Genomic DNA, 23,540 nt, shown 5'->3' on the forward strand with positions numbered 1-23,540 from the left:
GTCAGGAGAGACCGGTGTCAGACGTCCGTGTGTTCATCCAACGCGATTCCGAGCGGGACGAGCGCGTGGTGGCCACGGGCACTACGGCGGCCGAGCTCTTCGCCGGCGAGCGCACCATCGTCGCCGCGCGCATCGCAGGTGAGCTGAAGGACCTCGCGTACGAGGTGAAGGACGGCGAGACCGTCGAGCCCGTGGAGATCTCCTCTCCCGACGGCCTCGACATCCTGCGCCACTCCACCGCGCACGTCATGGCGCAGGCCGTGCAGGAGCTCTTCCCCGAGGCCAAGCTGGGCATCGGCCCGCCGGTCCGGGACGGCTTCTACTACGACTTCGACGTCGCGAAGCCCTTCACCCCCGATGACCTCAAGGCCATCGAGAAGAAGATGCAGGAGATCCAGAAGCGCGGCCAGCGCTTCGCCCGCCGCGTCGTCACCGACGAGGCGGCCCGCGAGGAGCTCAAGGACGAGCCGTACAAGCTGGAGCTCATCGGCATCAAGGGCTCGGCCTCGACCGACGACGGTGCGAACGTCGAGGTGGGCGGCGGCGAGCTGACCATCTACGACAACTTCGACGCCAAGACCGGCGACCTGTGCTGGAAGGACCTCTGCCGCGGTCCCCACCTGCCGACCACCCGCAACATCCCCGCGTTCAAGCTGATGCGCAACGCCGCCGCCTACTGGCGCGGCAGCGAGAAGAACCCGATGCTCCAGCGCATCTACGGCACCGCGTGGCCGTCGAAGGAGGAGCTGAAGGCCCACCTCGACTTCCTCGTGGAGGCCGAGAAGCGCGACCACCGCAAGCTCGGCGTGGAGCTCGACCTGTTCTCCGTACAGGACGAGATCGGCTCCGGCCTGGCCGTCTTCCACCCGCGGGGCGGCGTCATCCGCCGCACCATGGAGGACTACTCGCGCAAGCGGCACGAGGAAGAGGGCTACGAGTTCGTCTACACCCCGCACGCCACCAAGGGCACCCTCTTCGAGAAGAGCGGCCACCTGGACTGGTACGCGGAGGGCATGTACCCCCCCATGCAGCTCGACGGTGGTACCGACTACTACCTCAAGCCCATGAACTGCCCGATGCACAACCTGATCTTCGATGCGCGCGGCCGCTCCTACCGTGAACTGCCCCTGCGCCTCTTCGAGTTCGGCACCGTGTACCGGTACGAGAAGTCCGGCGTCGTGCACGGCCTGACCCGCTCGCGCGGTTTCACCCAGGACGACGCGCACATCTACTGCACCAAGGAGCAGATGGCGGAGGAGCTCGACCGCACGCTGACCTTCGTGCTGAACCTGCTCCGCGACTACGGTCTGACCGACTTCTACCTGGAGCTGTCGACCAAGGACCCGGAGAAGTTCGTCGGCTCGGACGAGATCTGGGAAGAGGCCACCGCCACCCTCCAGCAGGTCGCCGAGAAGCAGGGCCTGCCCCTGGTCCCGGACCCGGGCGGCGCCGCCTTCTACGGTCCGAAGATCTCCGTCCAGTGCCGTGACGCGATCGGCCGCACCTGGCAGATGTCGACCGTGCAGCTCGACTTCAACCTGCCGGAGCGCTTCAACCTGGAGTACACCGGCCCCGACGGCACCAAGCAGCGTCCGGTCATGATCCACCGTGCGCTGTTCGGTTCCATCGAGCGGTTCTTCGCCGTCCTGCTGGAGCACTACGCGGGCGTCATGCCGCCGTGGCTCGCCCCGGTCCAGGCGGTCGGCATCCCGATCGGCGACTCGCACGTCGAGTACCTGCAGGAGTTCGCCGCCGAGGCGAAGAAGAAGGGCCTGCGCGTCGAGGTGGACGCCTCCTCCGACCGCATGCAGAAGAAGATCCGCAACCAGCAGAAGCTGAAGGTCCCCTTCATGATCATCGTCGGTGACGAGGACATGGCCGCGGGCACCGTCTCCTTCCGCTACCGCGACGGTTCGCAGGAGAACGGCGTCCCGCGCGACCAGGCGCTGGCGAAGCTCGTGGACGTCGTGGAGCGCCGCGTCCAGGTCTGACGCCCCGCGAAGCAGTGAACGGGTGGGCCCCCGGGGAACTCAGATCCTCGGGGGCTCCTCGTCGTCCTGGCGCCGGAAGGCCTGGAGCATCCAGGACGAGAACGAGCCGGTCACGGCGCCGAGCAGGCCCAGCCCGCCCACCATCATGAGGGCGGCCAGCGTGCGCCCCGCCGGAGTGACCGGAGCCACGTCCCCGTAGCCCACCGTCGTCAGCGTCTCGCAGACCCACCAGACGGCGTCCCCGAAGGTGCGGATCGTGGCGTCAGGGGCCCGGCGCTCGAAGTGGTACACCCCGAGCGCGCCGCCGAAGCCGAGCAGGACGGCCGTGAGGCCGGCGTAGGACATCACCCGCGCGTAGAGCCCCCAGCGGGGACCCCGCTGCTTGGCCTGGATGGCGTCGTGGACCTTGATGATGCGCAGCGGCCGCAGGATCGGCACCAGCAGGATCAGGGTGTCCAGCCAGTGCGCGCGGACGAAGCGCAGGGTGCGCATGCCGCTCAGGTGCAGCCGGGCCACGTAGTCCACGAGGAAACAGGCCCAGGCGAGCGCGACGACCGTGAGCGCGATGCCCCGTACCAGGGGGTGGGTGTGGTAGGTCAGTACGGAGACCGCGTAGGCGCCGAGGAAGATCAGCGAAGCGCAGAGCAGTGGCAGTTCGGTCCGCTGTTCCCAGGCCTGGTCGCGGGTCACGGGTGCATCGTGCATGGGCCCAGCATCGCCGTCCCGCACCTGGTCTCCGCCCCGGCGACACGCCGCTCCGGGTCAAGGTCATATGCTGCCTCCCATGACGATTGAGCCGGAGCAGCAGATCGGTGTGGGCACGCAGGACGCGTTCCAGCGTCTGTGGACGCCCCACCGGATGGCCTACATCCAGGGGGAGAACAAGCCGACCGGGCCGGAGGCCGGGGACGGCTGTCCCTTCTGCGGGATTCCGGAGATGTCGGACCAGGACGGACTGGTCGTGGCCCGGGGCAAGCACGTCTACGCCGTGCTGAACCTCTACCCGTACAACGGCGGCCACCTGATGGTCGTGCCCTACCGGCACGTCGCCGACTACACGGACCTGGACGCCGCCGAGACCCTCGAGCTGGCGGACCTCACGAAGCGGGCGATGGTCGCGCTGCGCAAGGCCTCCGGTGCGCACGGGTTCAACATCGGCATGAACCAGGGCCAGGCCGCCGGCGCCGGCATCGCCGCGCACCTGCACCAGCACATCGTGCCCCGCTGGGGCGGGGACACGAACTTCATGCCGGTCGTGGGCCACACCAAGGTGCTTCCCCAACTCCTCGCGGACACCCGCCAGATGCTCGCCGACGCCTGGCCCACCGACTAGGGGAGCCTCGGGCACGCCTTGGGTACGTGGGTACGCCTCCGGCGTGCCCGGCGGACGTCCGCGCGGGCTCACGCGTCGTAGACGTCCGCCTTGCGCGGTGCGGCGTCCTGGACCAGGCCGCTGACGATCATCGAACGGTTGCTGAAGCGTTCGGTGTCGACCCCGTTCTCCTCCAGGACCCGCATCGCCGCGGTGTGCACCGCCCGCAGGACCGGGGTCGCGGCGCGCATCGCGTCGTCCGCCATGAAGCGGTGGCGCCACGGCTGGCCGGCCCAGACGTGGCGGACGCCGAACGGCTCCGGGAGGACGAGCTTGCCGCCCAGGAAGTCCAGGAGCGGCGGGTACCAGGTGAAGGGCGCGCGCACGGCGAGGCGTACGACCTCGCTCGTGTCGACCACGGGCCGCTTGAGCTCCACGGTCTCCCAGAAGCGCACGGACTTGGCGACCTCGTCGACGGGCGCCGCCGACTTGGTGGTGAACAGGCCGTGCACCGGGCCGAGCGCGTGCCCGGTGACCTCCACGCGCAGGGTCTTGTAGAGCACGGTGACCGTGACCAGCATGGTGATCACGAGCTGGCCGTCCCAGAGCGGGTACTGGATGCCGAGGTAGTGCCGGTTGCCGGCGCTGAACTGCTGCTCGTTGCAGATCCGGGTGATCTCGTGCGGCTTGACCAGGAAGGTGTCCACGTCCGCTCCGCTGGGGCGGGTCACTTCCTTGGCGCCCTCGCCGACCGGGGAGACGATCCAGTGCTGGATCGACGCGGGCGGCAGCCCGCCGGTGTGCAGGGGGCCGCGCTCCAGCTTGCGCAGCTGGGTGTCGATCGCGCGTATGACGTCCCAGCTGCGGAACGGGTGGATCTCGGAGCCCTCGGTCCTGGGGGCGAGCTCCTCGGCCATCTGCCAGCTTCCCCAGCGGGTGCCCATGCCGAGTATGCCCTTGGGGCCCGCGTAGAAGACGGCGTTGCTGCGGTCCTCGGCGGTGAGCTTGGCCAGGGAGTGGCGCAGGTCCTCGCGCGCCTTCTCGTCGGGGTTGCCGGGGACGGCCTCCGGAATCTTGGCGGCCACCCCGCCGCCGCCCGCGAGGAGCCCGTCCCAGCGGGAGCGCAGGTCTTCGGCGGTGGCCTCGCAGAGCCGGCGGGCGAGGAACCAGCCGACGACCGGGGCGATGACCATGGCGCGGACGTAGATGCCCAGCACGCCGGTCACGGGGAGCCGGAACATGAGTACGGCGACCACCACGCCCACGCCGACCAGGAGCGCCGTGCCCATCCAGGAGGCCCGCTTGGCGTCGGAGTCGGCCAGGGCCTTGCGGGCCCAGAACAGGCCGAGCCACAGCAGCAGGCCGGGGAGGAACACGACCCCGCAGACGAGCATGATCAGGCGGAGCTTGCGGTCGCGCTCCTTGCGGATGCGGGAGGCGGCCAGACAGTGCTCGACGACGGTCTGCGGGTCGGCGCCGAAGGACTGGATCAGGGGCTTGCGGGTGGCAGGGACGGTGCGCGCCTCGACGGCGCGGCAGAAGGCCTCGCCGAGGTTCGGGGCGAGCAGGGACACCTTGGCCGGTTTGACGACGGACTCGTGGTGCTCGTTGTTGGCCTTGAGTATCTCGTCCAGCTTGGTGTCGCGTCCGCCGTCCCGGTAGGCGGCGGACGCGAGGGCGTTGGTCGCGGCGGTCTGGCCGCCGCCGCCCTGGAGCGGGATCTGTGCCCCGGGCCTGAAGTCGAATCCGTCGTCCGCCACCGCTGCCCCCATCGCTGTGCGTCGTGCTCGTGTGCGGGCCTGCCCGCGATGCCGCCCGCTCCGGGTGGTGTCCCGGTCGGTCTACCCGTTCGTCCTGCCCGTCTCACGCGCGGACGAGCCTATCGGCCGATTCCTCCCCGTGGTCATGGGACAGGTAAATGCCGCCCATCGCAAGCGGGTTGGACGGGCGGCACGGGTGACGCTATGTCAGCTGACTTCCCTTCTCGGACTGTTCGCGCATCTTGTCCGCTATCTGCTGCGGCATCGGCTCGTGCCGCGCGTACGTACGGCTGAACAGGCCCGTGCCGTGCGACACGGAGCGCAGCTCCACGGCGTACCGGCCGATCTCGATCTCGGGGATCTCGGCGAGGACCCGGGTGCGGCCGGCGCCCGCCGCGTCGGTGCCCACGACGCGGCCCCGGCGGCCGGCGAGGTCGCTCATGACGGAGCCGACGTACTCGTCGGGAACGAGGACGGCGAGCTCGGCGACCGGTTCGAGGAGCTGGACGGACGCCCCGGCGGCGGCTTCGCGCAGGGCGAGGGCGCCCGCGGTCTGGAAGGCGGCGTCGGAGGAGTCCACCGAGTGGGCCTTGCCGTCGAGCAGGGTGATGCGTACGTCGACCAGCGGGTAGCCGGCCGCGAGCCCGCGGGCCGCCTGCGCCCGGACGCCCTTCTCCACGGACGGGATGAACTGGCGCGGAACCGCTCCGCCGACGACCTTGTCGACGAACTCGATGCCGCTGCCCGGCGGCAGCGGCTCGACCTCGATCTCGCAGATGGCGAACTGGCCGTGCCCGCCGGACTGCTTCACGTGCCGTCCGCGGCCGCCGGCCTTGGCGCCGAAGGTCTCGCGGAGGCTGACCTTGTGCGCGACCGGGTCGACCTGGACCCCGTACCGGGTGCGCAGTCGTTCGAGGGCGAGGTCCTGGTGGGCTTCGCCGAGGCACCACAGGACGAGCTGGCGGGTGTGCGGGTTCTGTTCGAGCCGCATGGTCGGGTCTTCGGCGACCAGCCGGGCCAGGCCCTGGGAGAGCTTGTCCTCGTCCGCCTTGCTGTGCGCCTCGATGGCGAGGGGGAGCAGCGGGTCGGGCATCGACCAGGCCTCCATGAGGAGGGGGTCGTCCTTGGCGGAGAGGGTGTCTCCGGTCTCGGCGCGGGTGAGTTTGGCCACGCAGGCCAGATCGCCGGCGATGCACTGGGCGAGGGTGCGCTGCTGCTTGCCGAAGGGGGAGGTGAGGGCGCCGATGCGCTCGTCCACATCGTGGTCCTCGTGTCCGCGGTCGGTGAGGCCGTGCCCGCTCACGTGCACCGTCTCGTCGGGGCGCAGGGTGCCGGAGAAGACGCGGACCAGCGAGACGCGTCCGACGTAGGGGTCGGAGGAGGTCTTCACCACCTCGGCGACGAGCGGTCCGCCGGGATCGCAGGTGACCGCGGGGCGGGCCGCGCCGTCGGGGGTGGTCACGGTGACGGGCGCGCGCTCCAGCGGGGTGGGGAAGCCGCCGGTGATCAGTTCGAGGAGTTCCACGGTGCCCAGGCCCTTGCGGGCGCCGTCGGCGGCGGGAGCGGCCATCAGGACGGGGTGGAAGGTGCCGCGGGCGACGGCGCGCTCCAGGTCGTCGACCAGCGTCTTCAGGTCGATGTCCTCGCCGCCGAGGTAGCGGTCCATGAGGGTCTCGTCCTCGCTCTCGGCGATGATCCCCTCGATCAGCCGGGCGCGGGCGTCGGTGATCAGGGCGAGCTCGCCGGGGTCCGGGTCGCGTTCGACGCGGTCGCCGGAGGTGTAGTCGTAGACGCGCTGGGAGAGCAGCCCGAGCAGTCCGGCCACCGGGGCGTGGCCGTCGGGGCCGGCGGGGCCGTGCAGGGGCAGGTAGAGCGGGCGCACGGCATCGGGGTCGTCCGCCCCGAAGGCGTCGCCGCACACTGTGGTCATCTGCGTGTAGTCGGCTCGGGCGGCTTCCAGGTGGGTCACGACGATGGCGCGCGGCATGCCGACGGCGGCGCATTCGTCCCAGACCATCCGGGTGGCCCCGGAGAGCCCGTCGCCGTCCTCGGCGGCCGACACCACGAACAGGGCCGCGTCGGCGGCGCGCAGTCCGGCCCGGAGCTCGCCGACGAAGTCGGCGTACCCGGGGGTGTCCAGGATGTTGATCTTGACTCCGGCCCACTCCACGGGGACCAGGGAGAGCTGGATCGAGCGCTGGCGGCGCTGCTCGATCTCGTCGTAGTCGGAGACGGTGGCGCCGTCCTCGACGCGCCCGGCGCGCTTCACGGCGCCGGCGGTCAGGGCCAGGGCTTCGACCAGGGTGGTCTTGCCGGATCCGCTGTGGCCGACCAGCACGACGTTCCGTACGGAGGACGGGTGGTCGGCCGTCGGTGCTCTTCCGGCGGCTCCGGATTGGTGTGATGCGGCTCCCACGATGTTCGTGCCTCCCGATGTGGAGGGGATGGAGAGGAAAATGCCTTCTACGAGCTTTGCACTGCCGTCACACCCCGTCCATACGTCGTACCGGAGGCGCTGGGACGGCGCGGCGGCGGGGGAGGCGGCCGGGGGGAGCGTGCCGGGTGCGACGCCGGGGGAGGTGTCCGGAAACGTGCCCGGAAACAGGTCCGACCGGGCATGCGGAACGTGGCGAACGGCCCGAGAACGGCCCGCGTCGTGTGAACCGGTGGGTGCGCGGCGCCGATGGCCCGGGGCCGTGGCTACGATGGGCCAGCCGGTGGCCGTGGTGGCCGTGCGGCCCAGCGACCCTCCGGGAAGGCCATGCTGAACAAGTACGCGCGTGCATTCTTCACGCGTGTTCTCACGCCATTCGCCGCATTTCTGCTCCGGATGGGAGTGAGTCCCGACGCGGTCACCCTCATCGGCACGGCCGGAGTGGTGGCCGGAGCCCTGGTCTTCTTCCCCATGGGCGAGTTCTTCTGGGGCACGATCACCATCACGCTCTTCGTCTTCTCCGACCTGGTGGACGGGAACATGGCCCGCCAGGCCGGCGTCTCCAGCCGGTGGGGCGCGTTCCTCGACTCCACCCTCGACCGGGTGGCGGACGCGGCGATCTTCGGCGGGCTCGCGCTCTGGTACGCGGGTTCCGGGAACGACAACGCACTGTGCGCGGTCGCCATCTTCTGCCTGGCCAGCGGTCAGGTGGTCTCGTACACCAAGGCCCGCGGCGAGTCGATCGGCCTGCCGGTCGCCGTCAACGGGCTCATCGAACGCGCCGAACGCCTGGTGATCACGCTGGTCGCGGCCGGCCTGTCCGGGCTGGAGACCTTCGGCGTCCCCTCGTGGATCGGCGTGCTGCTGCCGATCGCGCTGTGGGTGGTCGCGGCGGGCTCGCTCGTGACCCTGATCCAGCGCGTGGTGACCGTACGGCGCGAATCGGCGGAGGCCGACGCCGCTGCGGCCGCCGATGCCGCCGGTGCCGGTGCCGCCGGGGCGACCTCCGAAGGCGGTACGCCCTGATGGGCAAGGCACAGGACAAGCTGGTCGACGGGCTCTACGGGCTCGGCTGGGCCGGGGTCAAGAAGCTGCCCGAGCCGGCCGCGGCCGCCCTCGGACGGCGGATCGCCGACTTCACCTGGAAGCGGCGCGGCAAGAGCGTGCTGCGCCTGGAGTCGAACCTGGCCCGGGTGGTGCCGGACGCCACGCCCGAGCGGCTGCGCGAGCTGTCGCACGCGGGCATGCGCTCCTACATGCGGTACTGGATGGAGTCCTTCCGCCTGCCGGCCATGGCCAAGGAACGATTCAGCGCCGACGTGCAGATGAAGGACGACCACATCCTGCGCGAGGCGCTGGCCTCCGGACGCGGAGTGGTCGTCGCCCTCCCGCACCTGGCCAACTGGGACCTCGCCGGCGCCTGGGCCGTCACCCACATCGGAGTCCCCTTCACCACCGTCGCCGAGCGGCTCAAGCCGGAGACCCTCTACGACCGCTTCGTCGCCTACCGCGAGAGCCTGGGCATGGAGGTGCTCCCGCACAACGGCGGCGCCGCCTTCGGCACCCTCGCGCGACGGCTCCGCTCCGGCGGGCTCGTCTGCCTGGTCGCGGACCGGGACCTGTCGGCCTCGGGCGTCGAGGTGGACTTCTTCGGCTCGGCGGCGCGGATGCCGGCCGGTCCGGCGCTGCTCGCCCAGCAGACCGGCGCGATCCTGCTCCCGGCCACCCTGTACTACGGGGACGCGCCGAAGATGTACGGCCGGATCCACTCCCCGGTGGAGGTGCCCGAGCAGGGCACCCGGCAGGAGAAGACGGCCGTCATGACGCAGGCGGTCGCCGACGCCTTCGCCGAGGGCATCGCCGAACACCCGCAGGACTGGCACATGCTCCAGCGGCTGTGGCTGGAGGACCTGCAACAGACCGCAGAGCCCGCCGGTCACGGCGCCGGCCGGCCCGAGGAGCACTCCGCGTGAAGATCGGCATCGTCTGCCCGTACTCCTGGGACGTGCCCGGCGGGGTCCAGTTCCACATCCGGGACCTGGCGGAACACCTCATCGGCCTCGGCCACGAGGTGTCGGTCCTGGCCCCGTCGGACGACGAGACCGGCCTGCCGCCCTACGTGGTCTCGGCGGGCCGGGCGGTGCCGGTGCCGTACAACGGGTCGGTGGCCCGCCTCAACTTCGGGTTCCTGTCGGCGGCCCGCGTACGGCGCTGGCTGCACGACGGGGTCTTCGACGTGGTCCACATCCACGAGCCGACCGCCCCCTCGCTGGGCCTGCTGACCTGCTGGGCGGCGCAGGGCCCCATCGTGGCCACCTTCCACACCTCCAACCCGCGCTCCCGGGCCATGCTCGCGGCGTACCCGATCCTGCAGCCGGCGCTGGAGAAGATCAGCGCCCGGATCGCGGTGAGCGAGTACGCTCGGCGCACGCTGGTCGAGCACCTCGGCGGGGACGCGGTGGTCATCCCCAACGGCGTGGACGTGGACTTCTTCGCCAAAGCCGACCCGAATCCGGCCTGGTCGGGCCAGACCCTCGGCTTCATCGGCCGGATCGACGAACCCCGCAAGGGCCTGCCGGTGCTGATGGCGGCCTTCCCGGCCATCGTGGCGGCCTGCCCGGACGTACGCCTCCTGGTGGCGGGCCGCGGCGACGAGGAGGAGGCGGTCGCCTCGCTGCCCGCCGAACTCCGCTCCCGCGTCGAGTTCCTCGGCATGGTCTCGGACGAGGACAAGGCACGGCTGCTGCGCAGCGTCGACGTGTACGTGGCCCCGAACACGGGCGGCGAGAGCTTCGGCATCATCCTGGTGGAAGCCCTCTCGGCAGGCGCGGCGGTCCTCGCCGCGGACCTGGACGCCTTCGCGCAGGTCCTGGACCAGGGCGCGGCGGGCGAACTCTTCGCGAACGAGGACCCCGACTCCCTGGCCACCGCGGCGATCGCCCTCCTCGGCGACCCCGCCCGCCGCACGGAACTGAGCACCCGCGGCTCCGCCCACGTCCGCCGCTTCGACTGGTCGACGGTGGCGGCGGACATCCTGGCCGTCTACGAAACGGTGACCGACGGTGCGGCGGCGGTCGGGGAGGACGACCGAACCCCCCTCCGCACCCGCCTGGGCCTGACCCGGGGCGGGTAGTCGCCCCGTGCGCGGGGGATGCCGGTATTCCGCTGCGCAGGCGAACTCAGGTACGAGACAGGGCTGTTCGGTACGCAATGCCGCCCGTATGCGCTCGCGGAGTGTGGGTAACCTCGCCTCGGTACCACAGGAGTATCGGGGGGAGTCGCCATGTCCATCAGGCCGCGTTACCGAAGGGTCTCGGCATTACAGCGGCAGTTCTTCAATCGTGAGGGACTGCTCGCCACGTACGACGAGGAGCTGCGGGGGATCTCCTCGGGGCCCAGGATCCTCAACCTCGTGGGCGTCGGGGGGATCGGCAAATCTAGGCTGCTCCAGGAGCTGCGCCAACGTACGCCGGATACTTTCCGGACGGCCCGGCTGGATCTACAGCTGCCCACCCTCCGGCAGCAGGAGGACGCCCTGGCCGTCCTGCGTACGGAGCTCGGGGCGCAGGGCGTGAAGTTCGACCGCTTCGACATCGCCTACGCCGTTCTTTGGCAGCGCGTCCACCCTCAACTGCAGATGGACCGGAGGAACACGCCCTTCGCGGAGGAGAGCGAGATCCTGAAGCAGGTCCTGGACGATGCCATGGGGCTGCCGGTCATCGGTACCGCCACGGGGCTCGTGCGGCTCACGGGACGGGCGATGGCCAACCGGCAGCGCCGGCACCGGATCGAGGCGGACCCGACCCTCCAGGAGCTCGACAGCCTCTCGAACGCCGAACTGGGCCACGCGGTGACGTACCTGTTCGCGGAGGAGATGCGCGAGTCGGCCGCGGACCGGCGGTACGTCTTGTTCGTGGACGCCTACGAAGCCATGGTGCCCACGCCACTGCCCGGAGGACGCAGCTTCGCCACCGATGCGTGGGTGCGCGATCTGCTCGGCCAGCTGCACGGCGGGCTGACGGTGCTCGCGTCCCGGGAGGCCCTGCCCTGGGCGGCCTATGACAGGGAGTGGGAGACCGTGATCCGCAAGGCCGAGGTCGGGGGCCTGCCGATGGAGGCCCGGCTCGCTCTGCTGGGCCAGGCGGGGATCACGGAAATCCCGCGGCAGCGGTCCATTGCCGAGGCCAGCGCGGGTGTGCCCTTCTACCTCCACCTCGCCGTGGACACCCACGTGCAGAACCCCGGCCGGATGGAGGACGCGGGGACGTCGGAGGAGATCGTCCAGAGGTTCCTCCAGCACGTGGCACCCGACGAGGTCAGGATCCTGGAGCTGCTCAGCATCGCGCGCACTTTCGACCTGGAAGTGTTCCGGACCATCGGCAAGGACTTCGATCTTCCGACGAACTTGTTGACCTGGGAATCGCTGACGGCCTACTCCTTCGCGTACCCGCTGTCACAGGGCTGGTACCGCCTGCACCAGCTGATGATCGCGGCGCTCCAGGGGCATCTCTCCCCGGCGGTCAAGCGTCGGGTCCACGCAGTGCTGCGGCAGCATTGGGAGGGCCTTGCCGATCGGGTGGAGGCTGGTGTGGAGAGCGTGGGGGTCGCCCGTTCCTCCCCCTTGCGCGAGGCGGTCTACCACGGCCTGCACGCCGGGAACCTGTCCCCCGAGCAGATCTTCAAGCATGCCGACCGCGCGCTCGGCATGAGCAGCCGGCAGGCGGTCGACGGCATGGTCAAGGATCTGCGGGACCACCTGGGGGCGGGCGGCGGCACGGACACGGCCCCGGACGCTCTTGCCGGCATCCGCGACGCCGCCGACTGCCTCGAGGCCGAGTCCAGGCTGGAACTCGGAGACACGAGCGCGGCGATAGTGCTCACGCCGGTGCGCGACACGCCGGTCCGGTCGGTGGTCTCGGCCCGGCTGGCGCTGGCCGGGGCCAACGCGCGGCGCATCGCCGGGGAGAGCAGCCTGGCCGCGAGTATCTTCGAGCAGGTCTGGGAGGAACACGACGGCGAGGCGCGGACTTCGGCGGGCCTGTGCGTGGCGGACATCCGGATGTGGCAGGGCGACTTCGAGGGAGCCTTCGCTCTGGCCGAGGAGGTCCACGGGTCGTCTTCCCCCGCAGAGCGAGTGCTCCGGGGCGACCTGAAACGCCTGATGCACCTCGGACACCGGTTCCTGATGGACTTCGGCCGTGCGGCGGAGCTCATGGACCAGGCGGAAGCGGAGTACCGCGCCGGAGGCGCCGTCATGGGCCTGGCCAACATCCGCACGAACCGGGCCGAGCTGCTCGCCTTCACCGACCCCGAGGCAGCCGTAAGGGAGGCGGGCGCGGCACTCGACGTACAACGCGACCTCGGCGCCCAACACGAGATCGGGAAGGTCTACACCGCCATGGGCATCGCTCAGATCCGACTGGGTCAGCTGGACAGGGCGCACCACTCCTTCGAGAACGCCAACGCAGCGCTCGACCGGGCCGGCTACCGGTCGGGCCGGGCCAGGGCCGACATGTTCCGGGCGTTCCTGCTCCTGCAGCAGGGGGAGCGGGAGGCGACACGGGCACTCCTGCTCCACGCGGCCCGCGAGTTCGAGGCCTGTCAGGTCTATCCTTCGCTGATCCTGGCCATCCACCGAGCATCCGAACGGATCGGATGGCAGGACCAGGAGATCGCGGCGCTGGCCGAACGGGCCCAGCCCACCCTCCGGCTGCCGGGTACGGCGGCGGAACTCGAGCAGCGGACGGAGGACGTCCTGTCGATGTTCATCGAGGTGGCCTCGTGACATGGCTGGAGCTCTACGACCGCGCACTCGCGGCGACGGAGTCCGCTGCCGGGTACTACAACCGGAACGTGGGTGTGCCGACGCCCGACGGCAAGGTCAATGTGCGCATCCCGCTGGCGGCCGCCGACGTCATGGATCTGCGCCTGTGGAGGGAGGAGGAGGTCCTCAGCTCCATCCGCCCCTACGTGGGCAGGGTGCCGGAGCTGCGGCACGTGTCCGAGGATCCCCGGTTCCAGGTGCACCACTTCATCGAGGGGCCCGTTCTGGACAGCTTCTCGCCCCGGGGCAGTTCCGTCCCCACGAACGTCCTGGACGACGTGGTCACGCTGATGGACCAACTGGCGCGCATCCCGCAGGAGAAAACCCCCAAGGTGCCGGCGCACTGGCCCGCGTCGGGCGACAGCCCGGGATTCGGACGCCTCCTGGCCGGTCTCACTCAGGACGTCCACTCCACGTACCTGGACGAGTACCGGGACGTATTCGCGGAGCTCGGCATTCCGGACGACCCCCTGGCGGTGGTCGAACCGCTGTGGGGCACTCTCACGCCGCGCCCGTTCGCCGTTCTCCACGCCGATCTCCACCGTAAGAACATGATCGTGGCCGACGGGGCCACCTGGTTCCTCGACTGGGAACTGGCCTTGTGGGGAGATCCGATGTACGAGGTCGGGATCCACTTCCACAAGATGGACTACCCGGAGGACCAGCGCGCCGCGGTGCTCGGCCGATGGAAGGACAGACTGCAGCCGCGCTTCACCGACGGACCGCTCGACGACCTCGATCTCTACGTGGCGCACGAGCGGATCAAGTCGGCGATCGTCGACACGGTCCGCTACTCGAAGCAGCTGCGGGCGGCGGCACAACCCGAGCGGGACTTCCTCATCGGCCGCCTGGCCAAGAAGGTCAATGCGGCCCGCCGGGTATGGGGATCGCCTCCGGACCTGACCCCCGAGCGGGTCGCGCTCAGCCTTGCCGCCTGGTGGGAGGAAGAGTCATGGACGCCGTAGCCCTGTACGAAGAGGCCTGTACACGGGGTACCGCGCTGGCCGGGTACTACAACCGGAACGTGAGGGTGGAGACCGATACCGGTCCCGTCATCGTCCGGATCAAGGCGGGCGGCTCGGATGCCATGGACCTGACGCTCTGGCCGGAGGCCGAGGTGCTCGAGGCGATCGGCCCCCTGGTGGCGTCCGCCCCGCGCCTGCTTTACGCGGGAACGGAGCCCGACTTCCAGATCCACGGCTTCATCGCAGGCAGGAGGACGGACGCGATCGCCGCGGACGGCGAGCCGCTTCCCGAGATCGTCCTGAAGGGCATCGAAGGGTTCTTCGCGGAGCTGTTGCGGGTACCGCTGTCCGCGCTGCCCGCCCTCCCCCCGGACTGGCCGTCGGACCGGGACTCAAGGGGTTTCGCCGAGCGCTTGCTCGCCTTGGTGCGCGAGATCCGAGGGAGGGGGGACGAGGGACTCCAGGGGCTGTACGACGAGCTCGGGGTCCCCCGGGACCCGTGCGGCCCGCTCGCTGACCGGGCAAGGCGGATGGCCGGGCGCAGCTTCCGGCTGCTGCACGCGGACATCCACCGGAAGAACATGATCCTGACCGACCAAGGGCGGGTGGCCTTCTTGGACTGGGAGCTCGCCCTGTGGGGCGATCCCGTGTACGACCTCGCCGACCACCTGCACAAAATGTCCTACACGCCCGCCGAGCGGCGCACGGTGACGGAGGGATGGGAGCGGTCGGCGCCTGTGGACTGCCGGACCGGATGGCGGGCCGATCTCGACTACTACGCCGCCTACGAGGCGGTGAAGTCCGCAGTCGTCGACACTGCGCGCTGGGGGCGGCGCATCGCCGCGACGCAGGACGGCGACGTGCGGCGCGCCCTCAGCCGGGAACTGGCGGAGAAGCTTGCCGTCGGCTGCGCATCCTGGAGCACCGGGACACCCCGCGTGCCCGAGCCCTGGGAGATCGAGAAGGCGGTCGACCGGTGGCTCGTACAAGGCAGGAGGCCGGGGGAGAACGACTGAGGGGTAAAGTCGCCGCCCGTGATCGAAACCCTTGTCTGGATTGCTCTTGGCCTCGGCCTTGTCGGCGTGTACCTCAGTTGGACCGCCGGGCGGCTCGACCGGCTGCATTCGCGGATGGACGCCGCGCGTGCCGCGCTCGACGCGCAGCTCGTGCGGCGGGCCTCCGTGGTGCTGGAGGTGGCGACCTCCGGGGTGCTGGACCCGGCCTCCTCCCTCGTGCTGTACGAGGCCGCGCACGCCGCCCGGCAGGCGGAGGAGGAGCACCGCGAGGTTGCCGAGAGCGAGCTCAGCCAGGCCCTGCGCGCCGTTTTCGCCGATGCGGAGCAGGTCGACGAGCTCAAGGCCGCCCCGGGCGGGGCGGAGGCCGCCGAGGAGCTCGCTGCGGCGGTCCGCCGGGTGCCGATGGCGCGGCGGTTCCTCAACGACGCCGTCCGCGCGGCCCGCGCCCTGCGCCGTCACCGCAAGGTCCGCTGGTTCCGGCTGGCGGGCCACGCGGCGTTCCCGCTGGCCTTCGAGATGGACGACGAGCCTCCGGTGGATCTGGCCGAGCGGCCGTAACTTGTACCCAATGGCCAAATCGCAAAGGGCCACCGGCTGCACATTGGCCCTTGCCGTGGACTGGTCCAGAAGGTTTCCTCGGTCCAGTACCACCAGGTCGCCCGTAGCGATCACCAGTAGCGCCTGAATCTTCCTTTCGAGTGAGGTCAATCCGTGAGCACGCTTCCCTCCACCCCGCAGTCCGCTGAGTCGGCGATCGGCACCTCCCGCGTCAAGCGCGGCATGGCCGAGCAGCTCAAGGGCGGCGTGATCATGGATGTGGTCAACGCCGAGCAGGCGAAGATCGCCGAGGACGCCGGCGCCGTGGCCGTCATGGCCCTGGAGCGGGTTCCCGCCGACATCCGCAAGGACGGCGGCGTCGCGCGGATGTCCGACCCGAACATGATCGAAGAGATCATCGAGGCCGTCTCCATCCCGGTCATGGCGAAGTCCCGCATCGGCCACTTCGTCGAGGCCCAGGTCCTCCAGTCCCTCGGCGTCGACTACATCGACGAGTCCGAGGTCCTGACCCCGGCCGACGAGGTCAACCACAGCGACAAGTTCGCCTTCACCACCCCCTTCGTCTGTGGCGCCACCAACCTGGGCGAGGCCCTGCGCCGCATCGCCGAGGGCGCGGCCATGATCCGTTCGAAGGGCGAGGCCGGCACCGGCAACGTCGTCGAGGCCGTCCGTCACCTGCGCCAGATCAAGAACGAGATCGCCCGCCTGCGCGGCTACGACAACAACGAGCTGTACGCCGCCGCCAAGGAGCTGCGCGCCCCGTACGAGCTGGTCAAGGAAGTCGCCGAGCTCGGCAAGCTCCCGGTCGTGCTGTTCTCCGCCGGTGGCGTCGCCACCCCCGCCGACGCCGCGCTGATGCGCCAGCTCGGCGCCGAGGGCGTCTTCGTCGGCTCCGGCATCTTCAAGTCGGGCGACCCGGCCAAGCGCGCCGCCGCCATCGTGAAGGCCACCACCTTCTTCGACGACCCGAAGATCATCGCGGACGCCTCCCGCAACCTGGGCGAGGCCATGGTCGGCATCAACTGCGACACCCTCCCCGAGTCCGAGCGCTACGCCAACCGCGGCTGGTAGTCATCACCATGACGAACACCCCCGTGATTGGTGTCCTGGCACTCCAGGGCGACGTACGGGAGCACCTGATCGCCCTGGCCTCGGCTGATGCCGTGGCCAGGCCGGTCCGGCGGCCCGAGGAGCTCGCCGAGGTCGACGCCCTGGTGATCCCCGGCGGCGAGTCCACGACCATGTCGAAGCTCGCCGTGCTGTTCGGCATGCTGGAGCCGCTGCGCGAGCGCGTACGGTCCGGGATGCCGGTCTACGGCACCTGCGCCGGCATGATCATGCTCGCCGACAAGCTGCTGGACGGCCGTGAGGACCAGGAGACCCTGGGCGGCATCGACATGATCGTGCGCCGCAACGCCTTCGGCCGGCAGAACGAGTCCTTCGAGGCGCAGGTCGACTTCGCGGGCATCGAGGGCGGCCCCGTCGAGGGCGTCTTCATCCGCGCACCCTGGGTCGAGTCCGTCGGCGGCGCCGCCGAGGTGCTCGCCACGTACGACGGCCACACCGTCGCCGTGCGCCAGGGCAATGTCCTCGCCACCTCGTTCCACCCGGAGCTCACGGGTGACGAGCGGGTCCACGCGTACTTCGTCGACATGGTGCGCGCGGGGCTGTAACGGCGTCCCGGTAGGATCTGAGGCGAACATTGTTGGTGACGCGAAGGAGACAGGCAGATGTCCGGCCACTCTAAATGGGCTACGACGAAGCACAAGAAGGCCGTGGTTGACGCCAAGCGCGGCAAGCTCTTCGCGAAGCTGATCAAGAACATCGAGGTCGCGGCCCGTATGGGCGGCGCCGACATCGATGGCAACCCGACCCTCTTCGACGCCATCCAGAAGGCGAAGAAGAGCTCGGTTCCGAACAAGAACATCGACTCCGCGGTCAAGCGCGGCGGCGGCCTCGAGGCCGGCGGCGCCGACTACGAGACGATCATGTACGAAGGCTACGGCCCGAACGGCGTCGCGGTGCTCATCGAGTGCCTCACCGACAACCGCAACCGTGCCGCGTCCGACGTCCGCGTCGCCATGACCCGCAACGGCGGTTCGATGGCCGACCCGGGCTCGGTCTCGTACCTGTTCAACCGCAAGGGCGTCGTGCTGCTGCCCAAGGGCGAGCTGTCCGAGGACGACGTCCTGGAGACGGTGCTGGAGGCTGGTGCCGAAGAGGTCAACGACCTCGGCGAGCAGTTCGAGATCATCAGCGAGGCCACCGACATGGTCGCGGTCCGTACCGCCCTCCAGGAGGCCGGCATCGACTACGACTCGGCCGACTCCAACTTCCTGCCGACCATGCAGGTCGAGCTGGACGAAGAGGGCGCGCGCAAGATCTTCAAGCTGATCGACGCGCTGGAGGACAGCGACGACGTGCAGAACGTCTTCGCCAACTTCGACGTCTCGGACGAGGTCATGGAGAAGGTCGACGCCTGATCGAGGCGCCGAACGCTCACAGTGTCGGGCAGCGGGCCGACGGGGACACACCCCGTCGGCCCGCTGCTTTGTCAGTGCCGCCCGATAACCTGCGAAGCTGCACGTACAGGAGATCGAGGGAGGAGGGCCGGTGCGCGTACTGGGCGTTGACCCGGGGCTGACCCGATGCGGTGTCGGTGTCGTCGAAGGGGTGGCGGGCCGCCCCCTGACGATGCTGGGCGTGGGAGTCGTACGGACGCCCGCGGACGCCGAGTTGGGCCACCGGCTCGTCGCGATCGAGCAGGGCATCGAGGAGTGGCTCGACCGGTACGGGCCCGAAGTCGTCGCCGTGGAGCGGGTGTTCAGCCAGCACAACGTCAGCACGGTGATGGGCACCGCCCAGGCCAGTGCCGTCGCCATGCTGTGCGCCGCGCGCCGCGGCATACCGGTCGCGCTGCACACCCCGAGCGAGGTCAAGGCCGCCGTCACCGGCAGCGGTCGCGCCGACAAGGCGCAGGTCGGAGCCATGGTCACCCGGCTGCTGCGGCTGTCCGCCCCGCCCAAGCCCGCCGACGCCGCGGACGCCCTCGCCCTCGCCATCTGTCACATCTGGCGCGCCCCCGCGCAGAACCGCCTCCAGCAGGCCGTCAACCGGCATGCCAGCGCCCTGAAAGGCCGCACCACATGATCGCCTTCGTCAGCGGCCCGGTCGCCGCGCTCGCCCCCACCCTGGCCGTCATCGAGGTCGGGGGAGTGGGCATGGCCGTGCACTGCACGCCGAACACCATCGCGGGCCTGCGCACCGGTGAGCCGGCCCGGCTGGCGACGTCCCTGGTCGTACGGGAGGACTCGCTGACGCTGTACGGCTTCGCCGACGACGACGAGCGCCAGGTCTTCGAGCTCCTGCAGACCGCCAGCGGGGTCGGGCCGAAGCTCGCCCAGGCGATGCTCGGGGTGCACAGCCCGGACGCGCTGCGGCTCGCCGTCTCCACGGGGGACGAGAAGGCCCTGATGGCCGTCTCCGGCATCGGGAAGAAGGGCGCGCAGAAGCTCCTGCTGGACCTGAAGGACAAGCTCGGCGCGCCGCTGGGGTCGAGCGGGATGGTCGGTGCCCAGCGTGCGGCGGCGTCCGGTCCGGCCCCGTGGTCGGAGCAGCTGTCCGCGGCCCTCATCGGCCTGGGCTACGCCCCGCGGGACGCGGACGAGGCCGTCGCTGCGGTGACCCCGCAGGCGGAGGAGGCCATCGCCGCCGGCGGCTCGGCCCCGGTTCCGCAGCTCCTGCGGGCAGCCCTCCAGTCCCTGAACCGGGCCCGCTGACCCGGCCCCCTCCCGCTGGGCGGGGCGAGGTCCCCTACCCGCCCTTCCACCGTTCCCCGGGGCTGCGCCCGGACCCCTCCTGGGGCTCCGCCCCAGACCCCGCGCCTCAAACGCCGGCGAGGCCGGATTTTCCGGCTCCGCAGGCGTTCGAGGCACGGGGGGCCGGGGGCCGGGGGCCGGGGGCTGGCCCTCCGGGGCAGCGGCCCGCCCCGGTGCCCGGCGCGGCCGCCGCACCAGACGTACCGACCGAGAAGGCAGACTGGCACAGTGAACTGGGATGACGAGAGCGACGACCGGATCGTCGCAGCCGCGGCGGACGGCGAGGACACCGCCGTCGAGGCGGCCCTGCGGCCCAAGGACCTCGGCGAGTTCGTCGGGCAGGAGAAGGTCCGCCAGCAGCTCGACCTCGTCCTGAAGGCGGCCCGCCAGCGCGGCGCCACCGCCGACCACGTACTGCTGTCGGGCGCCCCGGGCCTGGGCAAGACCACCCTGTCCATGATCATCGCGGCCGAGATGGGCGCGCCCATCCGGATCACCTCCGGCCCCGCCATCCAGCACGCGGGCGACCTCGCGGCCATCCTCTCCTCCCTCCAGGAAGGAGAGGTCCTCTTCCTCGACGAGATCCACCGGATGTCCCGGCCCGCCGAGGAAATGCTCTACATGGCCATGGAGGACTTCCGCGTCGACGTGATCGTGGGCAAGGGCCCGGGAGCCACCGCCATCCCGCTGGAACTGCCCCCGTTCACCCTCGTAGGGGCCACGACCCGGGCCGGTCTGCTCCCGCCCCCGCTGCGCGACCGCTTCGGCTTCACCGGCCACATGGAGTTCTACGCCCCCGAGGAGCTGGAGCGGGTCGTCCACCGCTCCGCGCGGCTCCTCGACGTGGAGATCGACACCGCCGGAGCCGCCGAGATCGCCGGCCGCTCGCGCGGAACCCCCCGTATCGCCAACCGGCTGCTGCGCCGCGTCCGCGACTACGCCCAGGTCAGGGCCGACGGGGTGATCAACCGCGAGGTCGCCGGCACCGCCCTGAAGGTCTACGAGGTCGACGAGCGCGGGCTCGACCGGCTGGACCGGGCCGTCCTGGAGGCGCTCCTGAAGCTCTTCGGCGGGGGCCCCGTCGGCCTGTCGACGCTCGCGGTCGCCGTCGGCGAGGAGCGGGAGACCGTGGAAGAGGTGGCCGAGCCGTTCCTCGTCCGGGAAGGGCTGCTGGCCCGGACCCCCCGGGGGCGGGTCGCGACCCCGGCCGCATGGGTTCACCTGGGACTTGTTCCGCCACAGCACGGCGGGAACGGATCAAGCGGACAACAGGGCCTGTTCGGGACCTGACGGCGCGGAGGTTCGCCCCCTCAGGAACTGCGGTGACATGCTGGGCGTTGTTCCATCGGTGCGGACTCGCCTAGACTCCGCCGATGCCGACCCTTACGGTCGGCGTACCCACCCCCCGTACAAAGGCCGTGCGCTTGTGCGGTCGATGCGAAGGACCTGCGTCCCGTGAATATCATGTCCCTCCTTCCGTTCGTGCTGATCATCGGGGCGATGTTCCTGCTGACCCGCAGCCAGAAGAAGAAGCAGCAGCAGGCCGTTCAGATGCGCGACCAGATGACGGCCGGCACCGGCGTCCGCACCATCGGCGGCATGTACGCCACGGTGAAGGAGATCGGCGAAGACACCGTCACGCTGGAGGTGGCCCCCGGCGTCCACGCGATCTACGCGAAGAACGCCATCGGCGCCGTGCTGGAGGACGAGGAGTACAACCGCATCGTCCACGGCATCACCGATGATCTGACGATCGACACGCCGGTCGTACCGGACGACGCGTCCTCCCTGACCGGGGACGAGGCCCCCAAGCTCGACCTGGGCAAGAAGGACGAGCCCAAGGCCGACGAGCCCGCGGCGGAGGAGTCCAAGGGCGACGAGCCCAAGGACGGCAAGAGCGACGGCGAGCCCGGCGCGAAGTAGCGCTGGGCCGGGGACCGTGCGGGGCGCCTGACCGGCAGCTCCGGCGGCCCCCGCCAGTGACCCTTCTGCGGGGGGCAGGGGTCCCCACACACATTTCGTGGCCGTCCACGCGCTGACCCGGCGCGGGGCGGTTGGACAGGGAGATACGACAAGGTGGCAGCACCGAAGAAGGGCCGGCGGCCCACGGGGGCTCAGGGGAGGCCGGGGCGTTCCCTGGCCATCATCCTGATCGCGATGGTGGCGCTCACCGCGGGGATGTTCCTCACGAAGCAGACGACGCCGCGACTCGGCATCGACCTCGCCGGCGGTACGAGCATCACGCTCAAGGCCAAGAGCGAGCCCGGTAAGCCGGACGCGATCAACGAGACCAACATGAACACGGCGATCGGCATCATCGAACGCCGCGTCAACGGTCTGGGCGTCTCCGAGGCCGAGGTCCAGAAGCAGGGCACGGACCACATCATCGTGAACATCCCCAAGGGGACGAACGAGCAGCAGGCGCGCGACCAGGTCGGCACCACCGCGCAGCTGTACTTCCGCCCCGTGCTCGCCACGGCGGAGGGTGCCCCGGTCGCCCCCGAGGCCAACCCGAGCGGCTCCCCGAGCGCCGCGCCGAGCGGCTCCGGCAGCCCGTCCGCCAGTGCCACCCCGTCGTCCAGCGCCACTTCCCAGGGCCGTGCGGTCAGTGAGGCCCTCAAGGCCCCGAACGCCCCCTCTCCCTCGCCCTCGGCGAGCGAGTCGAAGAAGGCAGACGACAAGGCCGCCCCCTCCACGTCGCCGTCCGCGCCGTCCGCCGACCAGGCCGCAGCCGCGGACCTGCAGGCCAAGTTCGCCGCGCTGGACTGCAGCAACGAGGCGCAGCGCACCGCTGTCAGCAAGAACGTGAAGCCCGAGGACCCGACGCTCGCCTGCGGCAAGCGCGGCGACGTCTGGTACAAGTGGGTGCTCGGTCCGGCCCAGGTCAACGGCCAGGACGTCAAGGACGCCAAGGGCATCATCGACCAGCAGCGCGGCATCTGGATCGTCACGATGCAGTTCACCGACAAGGGCGCCGACAAGTTCGCCAAGATCACCGGTGAGCTCGCCGCCAAGCAGTCCCCGCAGAACCAGTTCGCCATCGTGCTCGACGGCGAGGTCATCTCCGACCCGTCCGTCAGCCAGGCGCTGACCGGCGGCAACGCCGAGATCTCCGGCGGCTTCACCCAGCAGTCCGCGATGGACCTGGGCAACATGCTCTCGTACGGCGCCCTGCCCCTGTCCTTCCAGGAGGACAGCGTCACCACCGTCTCCGCCGCGCTCGGCGGCGAGCAGCTGAAGGCCGGCCTCATCGCCGGCGCCATCGGCCTCGCCCTCGTCGTGATCTACCTGCTGGCGTACTACCGGGGCCTGGCGTTCGTCGCCATCATCAGCCTCATCGTCTCCGGCATCCTCACGTACACGATCATGGCGCTGCTCGGCAAGGGCATCGGCTTCGCACTGAACCTGCCGGCCGTCTGTGGTGCGATCGTCGCGATCGGCATCACCGCCGACTCGTTCATCGTGTACTTCGAACGCATCCGTGACGAGATCCGCGAGGGCCGCACCCTGCGTCCGGCCGTCGAGCGCGCCTGGCCCCGTGCCCGTCGCACCATCCTGGTCTCCGACTTCGTGTCGTTCCTGGCGGCCGCGGTCCTGTTCATCGTCACCGTCGGCAAGGTGCAGGGCTTCGCCTTCACCCTGGGTCTGACGACCCTGCTCGACGTGGTCGTGGTGTTCCTCTTCACCAAGCCCGTCATGACGCTGCTGGCCCGCACGAACTTCTTCGCCAGCGGTCACCCGTGGTCCGGGCTGGACCCGAAGCGACTGGGCGCGAAGCCGCCGCTGCGACGCTCGCGTCGTACCGGCTCCGACGCGGCCGCCGCGACCGTCTCCGTTCCCGTCGACGCAAAGGAGGCGTGAG

Annotated in this window: 20 protein-coding genes; 17 read left to right on the forward strand and 3 right to left on the reverse strand. The window is 70.5% G+C overall.

The window, feature by feature from the left end:
* Positions 1–14: 14 nt before the first annotated feature.
* Entirely contained in the window at positions 15–1,991 is a 1,977-nt protein-coding gene (thrS, locus tag ACZ60J_RS25655) for a threonine--tRNA ligase (protein WP_469685280.1), read from the forward strand.
* A 39-nt stretch (positions 1,992–2,030) separates the two neighbouring features.
* On the opposite strand, the gene ACZ60J_RS25660 is transcribed toward thrS, so the two are convergent.
* Complete coding sequence (locus ACZ60J_RS25660) at positions 2,031–2,696, reverse strand: potassium channel family protein (protein ID WP_469685282.1); 666 nt, start codon at positions 2,694–2,696, stop codon at positions 2,031–2,033.
* 67 nt (positions 2,697–2,763) lie between these two features.
* Here ACZ60J_RS25660 and ACZ60J_RS25665 point away from each other — a divergent pair, with 67 nt between their 5' ends.
* Positions 2,764–3,324 (forward strand): HIT family protein, encoded by a 561-nt coding sequence (locus ACZ60J_RS25665; protein WP_469685284.1) that lies wholly within the window; start codon positions 2,764–2,766, stop codon positions 3,322–3,324.
* Between the two features lie 68 nt (positions 3,325–3,392).
* Here the strand turns inward: ACZ60J_RS25665 and ACZ60J_RS25670 are convergent, their stop codons facing one another.
* Complete coding sequence (locus ACZ60J_RS25670; protein WP_469685286.1) at positions 3,393–5,063, reverse strand: hypothetical protein; 1,671 nt, start codon at positions 5,061–5,063, stop codon at positions 3,393–3,395.
* A 202-nt stretch (positions 5,064–5,265) separates the two neighbouring features.
* Positions 5,266–7,479 carry an elongation factor G-like protein EF-G2 gene (locus ACZ60J_RS25675; RefSeq protein WP_469685287.1) on the reverse strand — a complete coding sequence of 738 codons (2,214 nt, stop codon included), beginning with the start codon at positions 7,477–7,479 and terminating at the stop codon, positions 5,266–5,268.
* Positions 7,480–7,824: 345 nt separating this feature from the next.
* Here ACZ60J_RS25675 and pgsA point away from each other — a divergent pair, with 345 nt between their 5' ends.
* From pgsA to secD, 15 genes are all read left to right on the forward strand, one after another.
* A complete protein-coding gene (gene pgsA, locus ACZ60J_RS25680) occupies positions 7,825–8,523 on the forward strand; it encodes a phosphatidylinositol phosphate synthase (protein WP_469685289.1) in 699 nt (232 codons plus the stop codon).
* Complete coding sequence (locus ACZ60J_RS25685) at positions 8,523–9,470, forward strand: phosphatidylinositol mannoside acyltransferase (protein WP_469685291.1); 948 nt, start codon at positions 8,523–8,525, stop codon at positions 9,468–9,470. Before pgsA ends, ACZ60J_RS25685 begins: the two co-directional genes overlap by 1 nt.
* A complete protein-coding gene (locus ACZ60J_RS25690) occupies positions 9,467–10,630 on the forward strand; it encodes a glycosyltransferase family 4 protein (protein WP_469685293.1) in 1,164 nt (387 codons plus the stop codon). Before ACZ60J_RS25685 ends, ACZ60J_RS25690 begins: the two co-directional genes overlap by 4 nt.
* A gap of 150 nt (positions 10,631–10,780) precedes the next feature.
* A complete protein-coding gene (locus ACZ60J_RS25695; protein ID WP_469685295.1) occupies positions 10,781–13,282 on the forward strand; it encodes a hypothetical protein in 2,502 nt (833 codons plus the stop codon).
* A complete protein-coding gene (locus tag ACZ60J_RS25700) occupies positions 13,279–14,286 on the forward strand; it encodes a phosphotransferase family protein (protein ID WP_469685297.1) in 1,008 nt (335 codons plus the stop codon). Before ACZ60J_RS25695 ends, ACZ60J_RS25700 begins: the two co-directional genes overlap by 4 nt.
* Positions 14,274–15,302 carry an aminoglycoside phosphotransferase family protein gene (locus ACZ60J_RS25705; protein ID WP_469685299.1) on the forward strand — a complete coding sequence of 343 codons (1,029 nt, stop codon included), beginning with the start codon at positions 14,274–14,276 and terminating at the stop codon, positions 15,300–15,302. The genes ACZ60J_RS25700 and ACZ60J_RS25705 overlap by 13 nt, the downstream gene beginning before the upstream one ends.
* 18 nt (positions 15,303–15,320) lie before the next feature.
* The gene (locus ACZ60J_RS25710) at positions 15,321–15,860 is read left to right on the forward strand and encodes a LemA family protein (RefSeq protein WP_469685301.1); all 540 of its coding nucleotides are present in this window, start codon (positions 15,321–15,323) and stop codon (positions 15,858–15,860) included.
* A gap of 153 nt (positions 15,861–16,013) precedes the next feature.
* A complete protein-coding gene (gene pdxS, locus ACZ60J_RS25715) occupies positions 16,014–16,931 on the forward strand; it encodes a pyridoxal 5'-phosphate synthase lyase subunit PdxS (protein WP_469685303.1) in 918 nt (305 codons plus the stop codon).
* Between the two features lie 8 nt (positions 16,932–16,939).
* Entirely contained in the window at positions 16,940–17,533 is a 594-nt protein-coding gene (pdxT, locus tag ACZ60J_RS25720) for a pyridoxal 5'-phosphate synthase glutaminase subunit PdxT (protein ID WP_469685305.1), read from the forward strand.
* Positions 17,534–17,590: 57 nt separating this feature from the next.
* Positions 17,591–18,343 (forward strand): YebC/PmpR family DNA-binding transcriptional regulator, encoded by a 753-nt coding sequence (locus tag ACZ60J_RS25725; RefSeq protein ID WP_254384884.1) that lies wholly within the window; start codon positions 17,591–17,593, stop codon positions 18,341–18,343.
* Positions 18,344–18,473: 130 nt separating this feature from the next.
* The gene (gene ruvC, locus ACZ60J_RS25730; protein ID WP_469685307.1) at positions 18,474–19,010 is read left to right on the forward strand and encodes a crossover junction endodeoxyribonuclease RuvC; all 537 of its coding nucleotides are present in this window, start codon (positions 18,474–18,476) and stop codon (positions 19,008–19,010) included.
* Positions 19,007–19,639: a Holliday junction branch migration protein RuvA gene (gene ruvA / locus ACZ60J_RS25735; RefSeq protein ID WP_469685308.1), complete on the forward strand. Its 633-nt coding sequence runs from the start codon at positions 19,007–19,009 to the stop codon at positions 19,637–19,639. The genes ruvC and ruvA overlap by 4 nt, the downstream gene beginning before the upstream one ends.
* Positions 19,640–19,906: 267 nt before the next feature.
* The gene (gene ruvB / locus ACZ60J_RS25740) at positions 19,907–20,968 is read left to right on the forward strand and encodes a Holliday junction branch migration DNA helicase RuvB (protein ID WP_469685310.1); all 1,062 of its coding nucleotides are present in this window, start codon (positions 19,907–19,909) and stop codon (positions 20,966–20,968) included.
* A 165-nt stretch (positions 20,969–21,133) separates the two neighbouring features.
* The gene (gene yajC / locus ACZ60J_RS25745) at positions 21,134–21,601 is read left to right on the forward strand and encodes a preprotein translocase subunit YajC (RefSeq protein WP_469685312.1); all 468 of its coding nucleotides are present in this window, start codon (positions 21,134–21,136) and stop codon (positions 21,599–21,601) included.
* A gap of 153 nt (positions 21,602–21,754) precedes the next feature.
* Entirely contained in the window at positions 21,755–23,539 is a 1,785-nt protein-coding gene (gene secD, locus ACZ60J_RS25750) for a protein translocase subunit SecD (protein WP_469685314.1), read from the forward strand.
* The last annotated feature ends 1 nt before the right edge of the window (position 23,540 follow it).

This window comes from Streptomyces sp. NPDC104226, from assembly GCF_055584085.1.

What these genes read in the sequence shown, in the direction of transcription:
- ACZ60J_RS25695 (WP_469685295.1), top strand. Translation starts at nt 10,781, where the DNA reads ATGTCCATCAGGCCGCGTTACCGAAGGGTCTCGGCATTACAGCGGCAG.
- ACZ60J_RS25685 (WP_469685291.1), top strand. Translation starts at nt 8,523, where the DNA reads ATGGGCAAGGCACAGGACAAGCTGGTCGACGGGCTCTACGGGCTCGGC.
- ACZ60J_RS25665 (WP_469685284.1), top strand. Translation starts at nt 2,764, where the DNA reads ATGCTGCCTCCCATGACGATTGAGCCGGAGCAGCAGATCGGTGTGGGC.
- ACZ60J_RS25725 (WP_254384884.1), top strand. Translation starts at nt 17,591, where the DNA reads ATGTCCGGCCACTCTAAATGGGCTACGACGAAGCACAAGAAGGCCGTG.
- ruvA (WP_469685308.1), top strand. Translation starts at nt 19,007, where the DNA reads ATGATCGCCTTCGTCAGCGGCCCGGTCGCCGCGCTCGCCCCCACCCTG.
- ACZ60J_RS25705 (WP_469685299.1), top strand. Translation starts at nt 14,274, where the DNA reads ATGGACGCCGTAGCCCTGTACGAAGAGGCCTGTACACGGGGTACCGCG.
- pdxT (WP_469685305.1), top strand. Translation starts at nt 16,940, where the DNA reads ATGACGAACACCCCCGTGATTGGTGTCCTGGCACTCCAGGGCGACGTA.
- ACZ60J_RS25660 (WP_469685282.1), bottom strand. Translation starts at nt 2,696, where the DNA reads ATGCACGATGCACCCGTGACCCGCGACCAGGCCTGGGAACAGCGGACC.
- pgsA (WP_469685289.1), top strand. Translation starts at nt 7,825, where the DNA reads ATGCTGAACAAGTACGCGCGTGCATTCTTCACGCGTGTTCTCACGCCA.